Genomic DNA, 13,206 nt, shown 5'->3' on the forward strand with positions numbered 1-13,206 from the left:
CTGTTCCCTTGGGCACCCGGCGCGCCTGCCGGATCAGCGGGTCATGCAGGTCTTGTCGTCACCCTGGAAGCGGATCTCGCCGGTGACCACGCCCTTGTAGAAGTGGCTGAACGACGGATCGAAGGTCTCGATCTTGTCCTTGATCACCTCGTGCAGCTTGGGCACGTTGACCATCGGAACGCCTTGGTGGAAGTGGTGGGCGGTGTGCAGGTCGTTGCCGTTGGTGAACCAGTGTCCGAACCGGCCGCCGCGGATGCTGCGGGTGTTGGACAGCACGTTGGCGTCGGTCTGGGTGTTCAGGCCGTAGTGCTCGGGCAGCTCGATCATGAAGTGGGTGGGCTCGGCGACCAGCAGCGTCGGCAGCAACCAGACCCAGATCAGGTAGGGGCTGCCGGCCAGCACGCTCCACACGACAGCGGCGACGATGAACACCACGAACAACTGGTACTCGGTACGGATGCGCTTGGCCGCGGCGGGCTTGGCAACCCGCGGGTTGGTCCGGCCGACCAGCGCCCGGCCGATGTCCTTGACGACCTCGCCGTACCGGGCCACGTTGTAGGCGCCACGGACGAAGCCCAGCGGTGAGTCCAGCTTGTGGAACTGGTAGTTGAAGAATTCCTGATTCTGAGGAGTGCCCAGGAACGCGTGGTGCCGCAGGTGCTCGTACTTGTAGTGCCAGTACGAGCTCAGCATCGGCAGGCCGGCGATGAAGCCGAAGAACCGGTTCAGTGCGCGACTGCGGAAGGCGTGTTCGTGGAGGCATTCGTGCTGCAATTCCACCAGATGTGCATACATCAGACCGATGACGATGACTGAGACCACGATGGAGAGCACGCTGGGCTGTAGGGCGACCCACATCCAGGCCGCGACGATGATCAGGACGGCCGCTGTGAATTTGACCAGGAAGACTCCCGGACGCTTCTGAAAGAATTCCGGGTCGAGATTACGCCGGATTTCAGGTCCGCGAACAGGGGCAAGCAGGACATTCTCGGAACCGTCGAGGTCAGGCTCGACATCTACTGGTTTGGTCACTTGAACTCCGCGATTAGGGACCGCGCCGGGGCATGCGGCAACGCAGTGCCTGCGCGGTACGTGGTATTCGATTCGATGGGCCTAGCTGGCTGAAAGCCTTTCCCGGTTACGTACTGAGGGTGGGCGGACGTCGTGGGTGCCTGCAGTCGCTCACTGCACCAGCCCTGTATCGGCGATACATCAAGATATAGGCGCCATGTGGGGAAATCTATTAAGACGTATTTTTCTTGCCTTAAAGTAACGCTTCATGGTCACGAAAGGGATTGGCCTGCGCAGAAATCGACACAAATTGCTTTCAGACCGACAGAAGCAGTCACCAACGGCGACTGAAGCTGCCACCGCTGCTTTAAGAGTGGCCGCGGAGAGGGTAGTCAAGAGAGGTGGCCAGGGGCAGGATCGAACTGCCGACCTACCGCTTTTCAGGCGGTCGCTCGTACCAACTGAGCTACCTGGCCGTTCACCCGGCGGAACCAACCGCGAGCGTCGCAAAGTCTACCCGAGCGCCCTGGACGCCCGGCAACGACGTTCACCGCGCCAGCGACCCGACCGCCTCGTCGTAGCGGTCCAGGATCACCTCGACCACCGCCGGATGGGCGCCGATCGGCTCGGGCACCCGGTGAAGGTTGAGGCCTGCTCCCACGCTCGAGCGCAACTGGTCGTTGAAGTAACCCGGCGCGAACAGGTAATTGGCCACCTGAACGCCGTCGGGCAGCCCGTCCCGCCATCGCTTGTCGGTCAGGAACCGCGGGTACACCCGGCAGCCGGCCTGCCGCTGGAGCTGGGCGGCGACCTCAGCCAGGTTCTCGGCAGCCTCCGGGTCACTCGATCCGGACGCGAACAGCGCCACGCCGGCGCCCGTGACTGCGCCCGCTTCGCGCATCCGCGCCAGGACCACCGCGGTGATCCGGGAATCCGGACCCAGCTGGTTGGCCACCGCGGTGTCCGGACGGTCGCCGAGGACCGCGGTGATGTCGGTCTTGACGTGATAGCCGGTGGACAGCAGCAGCGGCACCACCACCACCGGCCCGGTGATGCCGGGTAGCGCGTTCCGCAGCAACGGCTCGGCCAGCTCGAGCCAGCACAGCCGCACCGGGACGTCCGGCCTGGCCTGCCGCACGAGCTCGACCAACCGCTGGACCTCCCGCACCCCGGCCTGGTCACGGGTGCCGTGCGCCACCGCGATCAGCGCTGGAGCGTGGGTCGGAGCCGCTGGCGGAGTCATCGAGTGCAGCCTATCCACGGCCGGACAGCAAGAATCCGGCTCCCTGGGGGAACCGGATCTGATGCGACCCCGACGGGACTCGAACCCGCGACCTCCGCCGTGACAGGGCGGCGCGCTAACCAACTGCGCTACGGGGCCTAGCGAGAAGCTCCTAGACCTGCCTGCTCACCGGGGCGTTCCCCGGCCAGCCTGCGAAACCATACTACGTGCCGAGACGCTGGCGCTCGGTGCGTACCCCCAACGGGATTCGAACCCGTGCTACCGCCGTGAAAGGGCGGCGTCCTAGGCCACTAGACGATAGGGGCGTACATGAAACAGCCGCCTCAGCTTAGCTGCCGAGAACGGCGTGCCGAGCACAGGGGCCGGGTCGCGACCGGGTGTGGAAGGGGCGTCGCCTGTCAGCGCGGCGCCAGGCCGGTCAGCACCAGCTGCACCACCGTCTCGGGCAGGTCCACCCGATCGGCGCGGCCCGGCCGGTACCACTCGGTCAGCGAGTTGATCATGCCGAAGATCAGCCGGGTGGCGATCGCGGCGTCCAAGCGCGGGTCGACGTCGCCCTGCTGCTGGGCCTGCAGGACCAGCTGCGCCACCAGCTGGTCGAACTCCCGCCGCCGGGCCAGCGCCGCCAGCTCGGTGGGGCTGTTGCCCCGCACCCGCAGCAACAGCGTGACGTAGGGCAACTCGTCGAGCAGCACCCCGACGGTGCCCCGGATGACATGGGTCAACCGATCCACCGCCGGCCCGGTGGTGGCGCCGCGCTGGGTCAGCACCGCGAACAGCCCGTCCAGCGCCCGGTCCAGGGCCAGCGCCAGCAGTTGCTGCTTTCCCTGCACGTGGTGATAGATCGAGGACTTGCTCAGTCCGGCGGCCGCGGCCAGGTCCTCCATCGAGGTGCCTTCATAGCCCCGAGTGGTGAATACCGTGACAGCCACGTCCAGCAGGCTCTCGGTGGTGTACGCGGGTCGGTTGCCGCGCATCCGCTGGGGCTTGACCGGCTGGCTCGGAGGTGACATGGCGCTCAGCGGGTCTTCGCGCCGGCCGGTAGCAGCTCACGGCGCGGGTCGGCCAGGAACGTGCCCGCGGTGGGCAGGGGGCGGGTCATGGGCTGAAGGCTACGACCTCCCGATCCGGTGGCGCCGCCAGGCGTGGGGACCGGCCGACCTCAGCCGTGCACCGACCTCAGCCGTGCACCGGCCGGATCAGCCGTGCACCGGCCGGATCAGCCCGACCGGGCGTCCGCCGCCCAGCACCGGCGCGGTGCCGAGCTCGTCCAGGGCCGGCCCGCTGACGCCCAGCTGCCGCAAGCCGATGACCAGGGCGAGTTCGGCCGCCCGGGTAGCGCCGTCGTCGATCTTGACCGCCACCGCCCCGCCGTCGGGCAGCGCCGCGGCGAACACCCCTTCGGCGCCGTCCTTGGCGATCAGGCCGGGCACTGCCTGCATCAACCGGGTCGCCGCTCGCCCGGCGCCGGCCAGCAGATCGGGGTGGGCGCGCAGCGCCTCGGCCAGCCGGCGCAGCTCGGCCCCGCCGGTGGCGAGCAGGCTGAACGCCCGGGCAAGTCCGACCAGGCTGGTGGCGAACAGCGGCGCGCCGCAACCGTCCACGCCGGTGGCGGCGATCGGCTCGCCGGTCAGCTCGCCGACCGTGCCCGCCAGCAGTTGCTGCAGCGGGTGCGCCGGGGACAGGTAACCCGACACCGGCCAGCCGTTGCGCAGGCAGGCCAGCAGCATTCCGGCGTGCTTGCCCGAGCAGTTCATCGCCAGCCTGGACTCGGCGAGCCCGGCCATCAGGTGCGCCCGGCGCTCGGCGACTCCCAGCGGCAGGTCGGGCGGGCACTCCAGATCGTCCTCGGTCAGCCCTGCTGCTCGCAGCTCGTCCGCGATCAGCTGCTGGTGCTGGGGCGAACCCGAGTGCGAGGACGCGGCCAGGGTCAGTTCCATGGCGCTGAAATCCACCCCGGCGCGCAGCATCCCCACTGCTTGCAACGGCTTGAGCGAGGACCGGGCGAAGACCGGCTGGGCCGGTTCGCCGGCGCTGAACCGGACGCTGCCGTCGGGTGCCAGCACGATCAGGTGGCCGGTGTGCACCGACTCCACCACGCCGCTGCGCTCGATTTCGATCAGGGGCACGCCGGTGCGGAGTCGGATCACGCCTCGATTGTGTCCGATCCGCCCGCCGTCAGCGCACCGGGCGCATCCCCAGCAGCCGCAGCTCGCCGATCTTCGGGCCGTCCTTCTCGATGACCGCGGTGATCCAGCCGCCTTCGCGACCGTGCTGGCGCAGCGTCTCGGCGTCGGCCGGCAGGTCGACCGGGTCGAACTCGCGATTTTCCCAGTCCATCCGGGCCCGGTGTCCGGCTTCGGCCAGCGGCAGCACCGTGCTGCCGGCGGCCAGGGCGTCCCGGCCGGCGCTCAGCCAGGCGATGACGTCGTCGAGCGCGCTGACCATGGCCGGGTTGCCGTCACACCAGGTGGCCACCAGCTCCGGCCGGGTGCGAGCGACCCGGCTGCCCGAGGTGTAGGAGCCGGCGGCCAGGGACAGCCCGAGTTCCCCACCGCGCAGGCCGGTCAGTGCCAGCGCTTCGGCCAGCATGTGCGGCAGACCGATCACCCGGGCGATCGCGGCGTCCTGCTCGGCGGCCGTCGTGGGCACCGGCTTGGCCCCGAGGTCACACAGCAGCACTGCCAGTGACAGCCACGCCTGCAGGTCGGTGTCGGGTTCCAGGGTCAGCGCCCAGGGCGCGTCCCGGAACAGCAACGGGTCACCGGCCAGGAACCCGGATTGCTCGGTGCCGGCCAGCGGGTGCCCGCCGACGAACCGGACGCCGGGCAGCCGCCTGCGCACCGCCTGCAGCACCGGCTCCTTGAGGGTGCCGACATCGGTGACCACCGTGCCCGGGGCGACCGCGTGATCGATCGCGATCAGCGCGCCTTCCAGATGCGGCAGCGGCATCGCCAGCACGATCAACTCGGCATCGGCCACCGCCTCGGCGGCGCTCGCGGCCACGGTGTAACCGGTTCCCCGCGCGGCGGCTGCCTCGACCGGGTCGGGGTCATAACCCGAGACCTGGTACCCGCCCCGGGCCAGCGCCTGCACGATGGAACCGCCGATCAGGCCGAGGCCCAGAACGGCGATGCGGTCAAACGAATCTGGCACCAGTCGAACGTATAGCCGCCAGCGGCATGCACTTACAGTTGGTAGCTCAGCGTGACCGTTCCGATGCCGGGCCGACACCCGATAGGAACGAAGCGGCCGGCGGGCGTGATCTGGGCGACGCCACGCGACCTGCGCACTCGATGGTCGGCGGGCTTTGTTGCGCAACCGATCCATGCCAGGATCTGGGAGGTCACCTTCACTACTACTACATCTACATCGGCTCGACACCGTTTCCACAATCGTGCGGAGGGGCTGGGTCATGGGGCAAGGCAGTTACGCGGTAGCGGCATTCCGCGACGGCGGGGTGTGGCGCTGCGACGCGCTGCCTTCGGCTGTCCTGAGCGACCTGAGCGTGCTGTTGTCGGCGCTGCGCAGCCAGCCGCCGGAGGGCGGGCCGTTCGTGGTCGCCAACATCGATGACGAGTTCTTCCTGATCGCCCGCTCGCACGGACCCCGGATCGACCTGCTGCTGTCGGACCTGACCGCTTCGGTCGAATTTCCGCTGGCGGCCCAGGTGCTCACCCGGCTGGGCGAGGATCCGCCGGAGGATGACGAGCTCGATGAGGTGTGGCCGATCGGCGAACTGGACCTGTTCAACGATCTCGAGCTCGGCGAGGACGAGATGGAATCCATACTTGATGACCTGGATGCCTATCCCGAGGACATGCTCGACTCCGTGATCAAGCGGATCGGGTTGGAGGATGAATTCCGCAGGGCTCGCTCTTCGGGCCGGGTGGCGCTGTGAGTTACTTCGCGCTCGCCCTGCTGGGCAAGGACCAGGCCCAAGCCGGCTGGTTGCTGGAAGAGGTCGACCTCGATGGTTGCGAGTCGATCGACGACGTCTGCGACGTGTTGCGCGACTACGACCATCCGGTGCGGCTGCTGGCGCTGGAACAGGACGACGAGTACGCGGTGCTGGCCAGGCTGGACGCCGCGGCCGATCAGGCCGCGGAGCCGATCCGGGTGTTCCTGTCCAACGGCCATGCCGCCGACGACTACCCGATCGCGCAACTCTTCGCCGACGGGTTGCCCGAGGTGGGCGGTGATCCGCTGGACGGCGACGAGGACGCCCCGACCGACGTGCATGACGCCGCGCCGTTCGGAGATCCGCAGGTGCTTGCTGACCTGGGGGTGCCCGCCGACGAGCTGATCGAGCTGGCAGTGCACGAAGGCACCCTGCCCGCGGACCTCATCGAGACGGTGTGCGAGCGGCTGGGCTGCCTGAGCGAATTCGAGGCCATCCGCGGGTGAGCTGGACGCCGGCGGGCGGCGAGGTCACCACCGACCATGACGCGATGGGCGCTGCCCTGCGCCAGGCCGCTCTGGCGCTGACAGCGGGCGAGGTGCCGGTGGGCGCGGTGGTGCTCGCGCCGACCGGGGCGGTGCTGGCGAGCGCTCATAACCTGCGCGAGACCAGTGCTGACCCCACCGCCCACGCCGAGGTGCTGGCCTTGCGGCGGGCCGGTGAGGCGCTGGGCGACTGGCAGCTGGCGGGGTGCACCCTGGTGGTCACCTTGGAGCCGTGCACGATGTGCGCCGGCGCCCTGGTGCTGGCGCGGATCCGGCGCCTGGTGTTCGGCGCCTGGGACGACAAGGCCGGCGCGGTCGGCTCACTGTGGGACGTGGTGCGCGACCGGCGGCTCAATCATCGCCCGGAGGTGCTGGCCGGCGTCCGGCAGGACGAGTGCGCCGAGCTGCTGACCCGTTTCTTCGCCGAGCGGCGGTGACTGTATTGTCGTCGGCGGTGGCGTGTCCGAGCGGCCGAAGGAGCACGCCTCGAAAGCGTGTGAGGTGAAAGCCTCCGTGGGTTCAAATCCCACCGCCACCGCCACGGGGTTCGTGCACCGTCCTGCCAGGTCCGGCCCTCGCCCCGCGTCGCCGCTGTCCTCGCTCGGGCGCCCAGCTGTTGATCACCGAAATCATCTGACGCTGGCCAAGTGATAGTTGTATTTCTAAACTAACCACCAGCGCTGTGACCGCAGTGCTGGCGCGCGGAAATGGGTGAAGCGCAATGAACCCTGGGCGACTGTTGAACAAAACCGACTGTAGGTATGACCCTGCCCATAACGGGGTATTCGGCCTCGGGTAGGCGGGCGAGGGGCGTCGAGCTGTCGCGCCTGTGGCAAAGTTGGCGCGGCGCCGCAGGAGTTGACCTGGCTCCGCGCGCCGCTAGGCGGATCTTATCCGGACGGCGTGAGAAAGTAAACCGACCGCGCGGTCTTTTCCTGAATAGCAGTTCCAAACGGTACAAACCGTAAGCGGGAACCCCGTTACGGCGGCGGATACACTTCACCACTCGCGAGGTCCAAGGAGGAAAGCGCCTGTGGCAATGCAGCAGCGAGCGGTCCTGACTCGCGGTCGCGTGCTGGTCGCCGCTGCTGAGGTCTTCGCCCGGACCGGCTTCCTGGCGGCGAGCATGAACGACATCGTGGAGGCCGCCGGCGTCACCAAGGGTGCGGTGTACTTCCACTTCCCGAGCAAAGAGGCGCTCGCCGTCGCGATCGTGGAGGAGCAGTTCGCGCAGTGGCCGCCCCTGGTGGCCGCGATCATCGAGCACTCACCCGATGCGTTGACCAGCGTCGTCGCGCTGACCTATGAGGTGGGCAGCCGGTTTCGCGACGACGTCCTCACCACGGCCGGCGTTCGGCTTTCCTTTGAACGTGAACTGGTGAACGCGGCTATGCCGACGCCGTTCGTCGGCTGGGTCGGCATCCTGCAGGAACTGTTCAGCCGGGCGCGGCGGGAAGGCACTTTGCGTCCTGGGCTGCAGGCAGCCCCGACGGCGCGAGCGCTGGTGGGCAGCTTCTTCGGTATCCAGCACGTGTCAGAGATCCTCACCAACCGCACGGACCTGGAAAGTCGGCTGGACGAGTTCTGGAAGGTGTTCCTCGTCGGAGTGGCCGTCAACCCGGACTGGACGGGCACCCAGCGGGCGGTGCGCCGGGTCCGGGCCGCGATTCCACGGGTAACCGCTCAACTCGACTCCGATCCCGAGTTCGACTGAGCTGGTCAGGACGCCATTCGCAGGCTGCCCGACGCGGTCACCCGGCCATCCTGTTGCACCGAGAATTCGGTGGTGTCGCCTGAGATCGGCCTCAGCAGGATGTCGGTGTCCACCCCGAGTTCGGTGAACGCCGGGCAGTCCAGCGTGCAGCCGACGAGCCGGGCGTCGTCGGCTCGCTGATCGAGGGCGGCCTGCCAGGCCGCGTCGATCAGCAGCATTCCGGGCGCATGATCCAGCGGATGGTCGAAGTACACCGGATTATCCAGCGGCACCACCAGCCGTCGTCGGCTGCCGGGTCCGGGCTCGGCGGTGATCAGCACGTCGGCCATGGCCCGGATCGGCGAGGGCAATCGTGGCGGAACGGCGCCGCCCCAACGCAATTGATCCCAGTCCCGACGGATCCCGCCACGTGCTCGCAGGGCGGCGTAGCTCTGTGCCGAGATCCACCGGATGGTCCCGGCCCCGGTGGCGAATCGCAGGTCATCAGCGGTGAAGGACAGCGCGATGGTCATGCCGCGCAACTGGCCGGCTCGGATGATCACATCCCGGCAGCTGACCGTGATGGCGAGATTGGTCGCCCGCAGCAGGGCCCGCGGCTCGGTGCGCTGATCGAGGACGAAGCTGACGTCTCGCATCAGGGACTGCTGGTCGAAACCGACGCCGAACGCGAAGTGCGACACGGCCAGGCCGCTCTGCCGGATGGATTCCAGGATCAGCATCGGATCGTGGCGGCCGATCGGGTCGGGCCGGTACACCCGATGCGATCTGGGCCACTGGGCGGCTACCAGGAACTCGGTGTCAGCCAGCCTGATCACGTCGGTGAGCAGCACCTCCGCGATCGAGTCCCGGTGCACCAGACTGCGGTCGATGGTGCGGTCCCAGCTCAGACCCTGGCCGGCCCGCAGTGCCGGATCAAACGTGTGCATGCGAGCCTCCCCCCGTTGGCAGTGCAGAAATCGCACGGACCGTATCCCCAGCTGGCTACAGGATACTTTACATAAATTATACATTGTCCACGCGGTGTGCCACTCTGCGAAGACAAACGTATTTCCGCATTCTTATGTTGCTGACAGTGCAAACTCGGTCATGCGCACCTGCCGACGCGTGACCAACGTTCCCGGCGTGGGTAGGAAACGCGGTACCGGCTGCTACCGGCACAGCTGACGGGGTACCTTGCCAGCGACAAGCTCGGCCGCGCGACGTGGGAACCCGCCGGACAGCAAGGAGTCGCCCATGGCAGCCAGCATGAAGGACGTGGCCCGGCTAGCCGGTGTGTCCATCAAGACAGTCTCCAATGTGGTCAACGACTACCCATTTGTCAGCGCTGCGACCAGGTCGCGGGTGCAAGCGGCGCTAGACACACTTGACTACCGGCCCAACACCTCGGCTCGCGGCCTGCGTACCGGCCGGACGGATCTGATCGCGCTGGCGATTCCAGCGCTGGACGAACCCTACTTCGCCGAGATGGCCGGCCTGATCGTCGAGGCCGCGGAGCGGCGCGGCTGGACCGTGCTGATCGACCAGACCGGTGGTGACCGGGCTCGGGAGAAGCTGGCCACCGGCGGGTCGCACTCGCACTGGATCGACGGCTCGATCACCAGCCCGCTGGCGCTGACCGGTGACGACGTCGCCGACCTCGTCCAGCAGCGGCCGGTGGTGCTGCTCGGCGAGCGCTTCACGCACGCGACTGCCGATCGAGTGGCGGTGGACAGCGTGAGCGCGGCCCGCGAGGCGACCAGCCACCTGATCGAACTCGGCCGGCAGCGGATCGCCTTCATCGGGGCGCAAGCCCAGGGCCGCACCGGGGCGGTGCGGCTGGCGGGCTACCGCTCGGCGATCCTCGACGCCGGCCGACGCCCCGAGCAGGGCCTGATCGTCCGGGTCGAGCGTTTTCGCCGCGCCGAGGGCGCCGCCGCGATGGCCCGGTTGCTCACCGCCAAGCGGCCGCCGGACGCGGTGTTCTGCGCCAACGACCTGCTGGCGGTCGGCGCCATCCGGACGCTGCTGTCCAGCGGGTTGCGAGTGCCGCAGGATGTGGCGGTGGTGGGCTTCGACGACATCGAGGAGGCTCGGTTCACCACCCCGAGCCTGACCAGCATCTCGCCGGACAAGCAGCAGATAGCCGAGGTGTCGGTGGAGCTGCTGTGCCGCCGGATCCGCGAAGGCGCGGACGGCCCGCCGGTGAGCGTGGTCGCCGGCCATCGCCTGCTGGTGCGGGAATCGAGCGTCGGTGTCGTCGACGCCTCCGGCGAGGCGTTCACCAGCGATCCACCCGGGTGATCCGCAGCACCGCCTCGCCGGCCTCGTCGCTGGCCGCCAGATCGACCTCAGCGCTGATTCCCCAGTCGTGGTCGGCGTTCGGGTCCTCGAAGACCTGCCGGACCAGCCACCGTCCGGGCTCCACGCTGACCTGGAACAGGCTCGGGCCCCGGGCCGCCGGGCCGGTGCCGATCCGGTCGTATTCGCTGAAGTAATCCGACAACGCGTCCTGCCAGGCCTCGGCATCCCAGCCGGCGGCGGCGTCCAGCTCACCCAGTTCGGCGTAGCGGTGACCGGCGGCCAGTTCCACCCGCCGGAACATCGCGTTGCGCACCAGCACCGTGAAGGCGCGGGTGTTGGCGGTCAGCGGCCGGGTCGGTGGCGCCAGCACGCCGGCCGGTCCGGGCTCCACCGCCGGGGTCCTCAACTGCTCCCACTCGTCCAGCAGGCTGGAGTCGACCTGGTGCACCAGCTCACCGAGCCAGGCGGTCAGGTCCTCGACGGCCTCGGTCCGGGCGGTGTGCGGCACGCCGGCCCGCAACGCCCGGTAGGCGTCGCTGAGGTAGCGCAGCAGCAGTCCCTCGGAGCGGGTCAGTCCGTAGAAGGAGACGTATTCGGTGAAATTCATGGCACGTTCCCATAGATCGCGCACGACCGATTTGGGGGACAGCTGATGCTCGATCAGCCAGGGATGGCCCTTGCGGTACATCCCGAACGCAGCGTCCAGCAGCTCGGCCAGCGGGCGCGGGTGGGTGACGTCCTCCAGCAGCACCATCCGCTCCTCGTACTCGACCCCGTCAGCCTTGAGCTGGGCGACCGCCTCGCCACGTGCCTTGGACTGCTGGGCGTACAGGACCTGGCGCGGGTCTTCCAGGGTGGCCTCGATCACCGACAGCACGTCCAGGGCGAAGGTGTCGGATTCGATGTCGAGCAACTCGATCGCGGCCAGCGCGAAGGTCGACAGCGGTTGGTTCAGCGCGAAGTTCGGCGGCAGGTCGACGGTGAGCCGGACCGTCCGGCCGGTCTCATCCGGGGTCTCCAACCGCTGCAGGACTCCGGCGGTCAGCAGCGACCGGTAGGCCTGAATCGCTGACCGGACGTGGCGCCGCTGGGCCGGGCCGGCCTCGTGATTGTCGGTGAGCAGGTACCGCATCGCGGCAAAGGCGTCACCAGGCCGGGCGATGACGTTGAGCAGCATCGAGTGGGTGACCCGAAAGTGCGAGCCCAGGGGCTCGGGCTCGGCCCCGACCAGCCGATCATGAGTCGCCTTCGACCACGACACGAATCCCTCGGGCGCCTTCTTGCGCTGGACCCGGCGGCGCTTCTTCTCATCATCGCCGGCCTTGGCCAGCAGCCTGGCGTTCTCGACCTCGTGCTCGGGCGCCTGCACCACCACCGTTCCGGCGGTGTCGTAACCGGCGCGACCGGCCCGGCCGGCGATCTGGTGGAACTCGCGGGCCTGCAGTTGCCGGCTGCGGCGGCCGTCGTACTTGCTCAACGAGGTGAGCACCACCGTCCGGATCGGGACGTTGATGCCGACCCCCAGGGTGTCGGTTCCGCAGATCACCTTGAGCAACCCGGCCTGGGCCAGTTGCTCGACCAGCCGCCGGTACTTGGGCAGCATGCCGGCGTGGTGCACTCCGATGCCGTGACGCACCAGCCGCGACAGCGTCTTGCCGAAGCCCGAGCTGAACCGGAAGTCACCGATCGCGGCGGCGATCAGGTCCTTCTCGGCCCGGCTGCAGACGTTGACGCTGGTCAGCGCCTGAGCCTGCTCCAGGGCCGCGGCCTGGGTGAAATGCACGATGTAGACGGGGGATTGGTGAGTGCTCAGCAACTCGGCGATCGTCTCGTGCAGCGGGGTGGTGACGTAGTAGTGGAACAGCGGCACCGGCCGATCGACCGAACTGACCACGGCGGTCGGCCGCCCGGTGCGGCGGCTGAGGTCGCGGGAGAAGAAGTCGACCGGACCCAGCGTCGCCGACATCAGCAGGAACTGCGCCCGGTTGAGCTCCAGCAGCGGAACCTGCCAGGCCCAGCCGCGGTCTGAGTCGCCGTAGTAGTGGAACTCGTCCATCACCACCAGACCGATATCGGCGGCACTGCCCCCGCGCAACGCCAGGTTGGCCAGCACCTCAGCGGTGCAGCAGATGATCTCTGCCTGGCCGTTGACGCTGGCATCGCCGGTCATCATGCCGACCCGGGAGGAGCCGAAGACCTCGCAGAGTGCGAAGAACTTCTCGCTCACCAGCGCCTTGATCGGCGCGGTGTAGAAGCTCCGCCTGCCGTGGACCAGGGCGGCGAGGTGAGCGCCGGTGGCCACCAGGGACTTGCCCGACCCGGTCGGCGTGGACAGGATCACGTTGGAACCCGACAGCAGCTCGATCAGCGCCTCGGACTGGGCCGAGTACAGCTCCAGTCCCTGGCCGGCGGCCCAGCCGGTGAACGCGTCATAGACCGTGTCGGGATCCGCGCCGGTCAGGGCGCCGGAGTCCAGCAACCCGGCCAGGGACTTCTTAGAGGTGCTCATCGT

General features: G+C 68.5%; 12 protein-coding genes and 4 tRNA genes. 6 read left to right on the forward strand and 10 right to left on the reverse strand.

Going from position 1 to position 13,206, the window contains the following annotated elements; translation table 11 throughout:
- Positions 1-33: 33 nt before the first annotated feature.
- The 8 genes from VF557_03275 to VF557_03310 all read right to left on the reverse strand — a co-directional run bounded on the left by VF557_03275 (position 34) and on the right by VF557_03310 (position 5,410).
- Complete coding sequence (locus VF557_03275; protein ID HEX8079212.1) at positions 34-1,032, reverse strand: fatty acid desaturase; 999 nt, start codon at positions 1,030-1,032, stop codon at positions 34-36.
- A 381-nt stretch (positions 1,033-1,413) separates the two neighbouring features.
- Positions 1,414-1,487, reverse strand: a tRNA-Phe gene (locus tag VF557_03280).
- A gap of 71 nt (positions 1,488-1,558) precedes the next feature.
- Positions 1,559-2,254, reverse strand: coding sequence for a sirohydrochlorin chelatase (locus VF557_03285; protein HEX8079213.1), 696 nt, complete (start codon positions 2,252-2,254; stop codon positions 1,559-1,561).
- A gap of 64 nt (positions 2,255-2,318) precedes the next feature.
- A tRNA-Asp gene (locus tag VF557_03290) sits at positions 2,319-2,392 on the reverse strand.
- 94 nt (positions 2,393-2,486) lie between these two features.
- Positions 2,487-2,559 (reverse strand) — tRNA-Glu (locus VF557_03295).
- Between the two features lie 93 nt (positions 2,560-2,652).
- On the reverse strand, positions 2,653-3,267 hold the full coding sequence (locus VF557_03300) for a TetR/AcrR family transcriptional regulator (protein HEX8079214.1): 615 nt from the start codon (positions 3,265-3,267) through the stop codon (positions 2,653-2,655).
- Positions 3,268-3,453: 186 nt separating this feature from the next.
- On the reverse strand, positions 3,454-4,404 hold the full coding sequence (locus tag VF557_03305; GenBank protein ID HEX8079215.1) for an asparaginase: 951 nt from the start codon (positions 4,402-4,404) through the stop codon (positions 3,454-3,456).
- A 28-nt stretch (positions 4,405-4,432) separates the two neighbouring features.
- The gene (locus VF557_03310) at positions 4,433-5,410 is read right to left on the reverse strand and encodes a prephenate dehydrogenase/arogenate dehydrogenase family protein (GenBank protein HEX8079216.1); all 978 of its coding nucleotides are present in this window, start codon (positions 5,408-5,410) and stop codon (positions 4,433-4,435) included.
- Between the two features lie 259 nt (positions 5,411-5,669).
- Here VF557_03310 and VF557_03315 point away from each other — a divergent pair, with 259 nt between their 5' ends.
- The 5 genes from VF557_03315 (at position 5,670) to VF557_03335 (ending at position 8,414) form a co-directional block, all read left to right on the forward strand.
- On the forward strand, positions 5,670-6,155 hold the full coding sequence (locus VF557_03315; protein ID HEX8079217.1) for a tRNA adenosine deaminase-associated protein: 486 nt from the start codon (positions 5,670-5,672) through the stop codon (positions 6,153-6,155).
- The gene (locus tag VF557_03320) at positions 6,152-6,661 is read left to right on the forward strand and encodes a tRNA adenosine deaminase-associated protein (protein ID HEX8079218.1); all 510 of its coding nucleotides are present in this window, start codon (positions 6,152-6,154) and stop codon (positions 6,659-6,661) included. The genes VF557_03315 and VF557_03320 overlap by 4 nt, the downstream gene beginning before the upstream one ends.
- Complete coding sequence (gene tadA / locus VF557_03325) at positions 6,658-7,137, forward strand: tRNA adenosine(34) deaminase TadA (protein HEX8079219.1); 480 nt, start codon at positions 6,658-6,660, stop codon at positions 7,135-7,137. The genes VF557_03320 and tadA overlap by 4 nt, the downstream gene beginning before the upstream one ends.
- 16 nt (positions 7,138-7,153) lie before the next feature.
- Positions 7,154-7,241: transfer RNA gene (locus VF557_03330), tRNA-Ser, on the forward strand.
- Between the two features lie 498 nt (positions 7,242-7,739).
- Positions 7,740-8,414: a ScbR family autoregulator-binding transcription factor gene (locus VF557_03335; protein ID HEX8079220.1), complete on the forward strand. Its 675-nt coding sequence runs from the start codon at positions 7,740-7,742 to the stop codon at positions 8,412-8,414.
- A 5-nt stretch (positions 8,415-8,419) separates the two neighbouring features.
- Here VF557_03335 and VF557_03340 read toward each other — a convergent pair whose 3' ends face one another.
- Entirely contained in the window at positions 8,420-9,340 is a 921-nt protein-coding gene (locus VF557_03340; GenBank protein HEX8079221.1) for a ScbA/BarX family gamma-butyrolactone biosynthesis protein, read from the reverse strand.
- A gap of 307 nt (positions 9,341-9,647) precedes the next feature.
- Between VF557_03340 and VF557_03345 the strand changes: the two genes are divergently transcribed.
- Complete coding sequence (locus VF557_03345; protein ID HEX8079222.1) at positions 9,648-10,694, forward strand: LacI family DNA-binding transcriptional regulator; 1,047 nt, start codon at positions 9,648-9,650, stop codon at positions 10,692-10,694.
- Here VF557_03345 and VF557_03350 read toward each other — a convergent pair.
- Positions 10,672-13,203, reverse strand: coding sequence for a DUF3516 domain-containing protein (locus VF557_03350; protein ID HEX8079223.1), 2,532 nt, complete (start codon positions 13,201-13,203; stop codon positions 10,672-10,674). The two genes, VF557_03345 and VF557_03350, sit on opposite strands and share 23 nt — an antisense overlap.
- Between the last annotated feature and the right edge of the window lie 3 nt (positions 13,204-13,206).

The organism is Jatrophihabitans sp., assembly GCA_036389035.1.
GTDB lineage: Bacteria > Actinomycetota > Actinomycetes > Mycobacteriales > Jatrophihabitantaceae > Jatrophihabitans_A.

What these genes read in the sequence shown, in the direction of transcription:
- VF557_03285 (HEX8079213.1), bottom strand. Translation starts at nt 2,254, where the DNA reads ATGACTCCGCCAGCGGCTCCGACCCACGCTCCAGCGCTGATCGCGGTG.
- VF557_03345 (HEX8079222.1), top strand. Translation starts at nt 9,648, where the DNA reads ATGGCAGCCAGCATGAAGGACGTGGCCCGGCTAGCCGGTGTGTCCATC.
- VF557_03340 (HEX8079221.1), bottom strand. Translation starts at nt 9,340, where the DNA reads ATGCACACGTTTGATCCGGCACTGCGGGCCGGCCAGGGTCTGAGCTGG.
- VF557_03335 (HEX8079220.1), top strand. Translation starts at nt 7,740, where the DNA reads ATGCAGCAGCGAGCGGTCCTGACTCGCGGTCGCGTGCTGGTCGCCGCT.
- VF557_03315 (HEX8079217.1), top strand. Translation starts at nt 5,670, where the DNA reads ATGGGGCAAGGCAGTTACGCGGTAGCGGCATTCCGCGACGGCGGGGTG.
- VF557_03350 (HEX8079223.1), bottom strand. Translation starts at nt 13,203, where the DNA reads ATGAGCACCTCTAAGAAGTCCCTGGCCGGGTTGCTGGACTCCGGCGCC.
- VF557_03300 (HEX8079214.1), bottom strand. Translation starts at nt 3,267, where the DNA reads ATGTCACCTCCGAGCCAGCCGGTCAAGCCCCAGCGGATGCGCGGCAAC.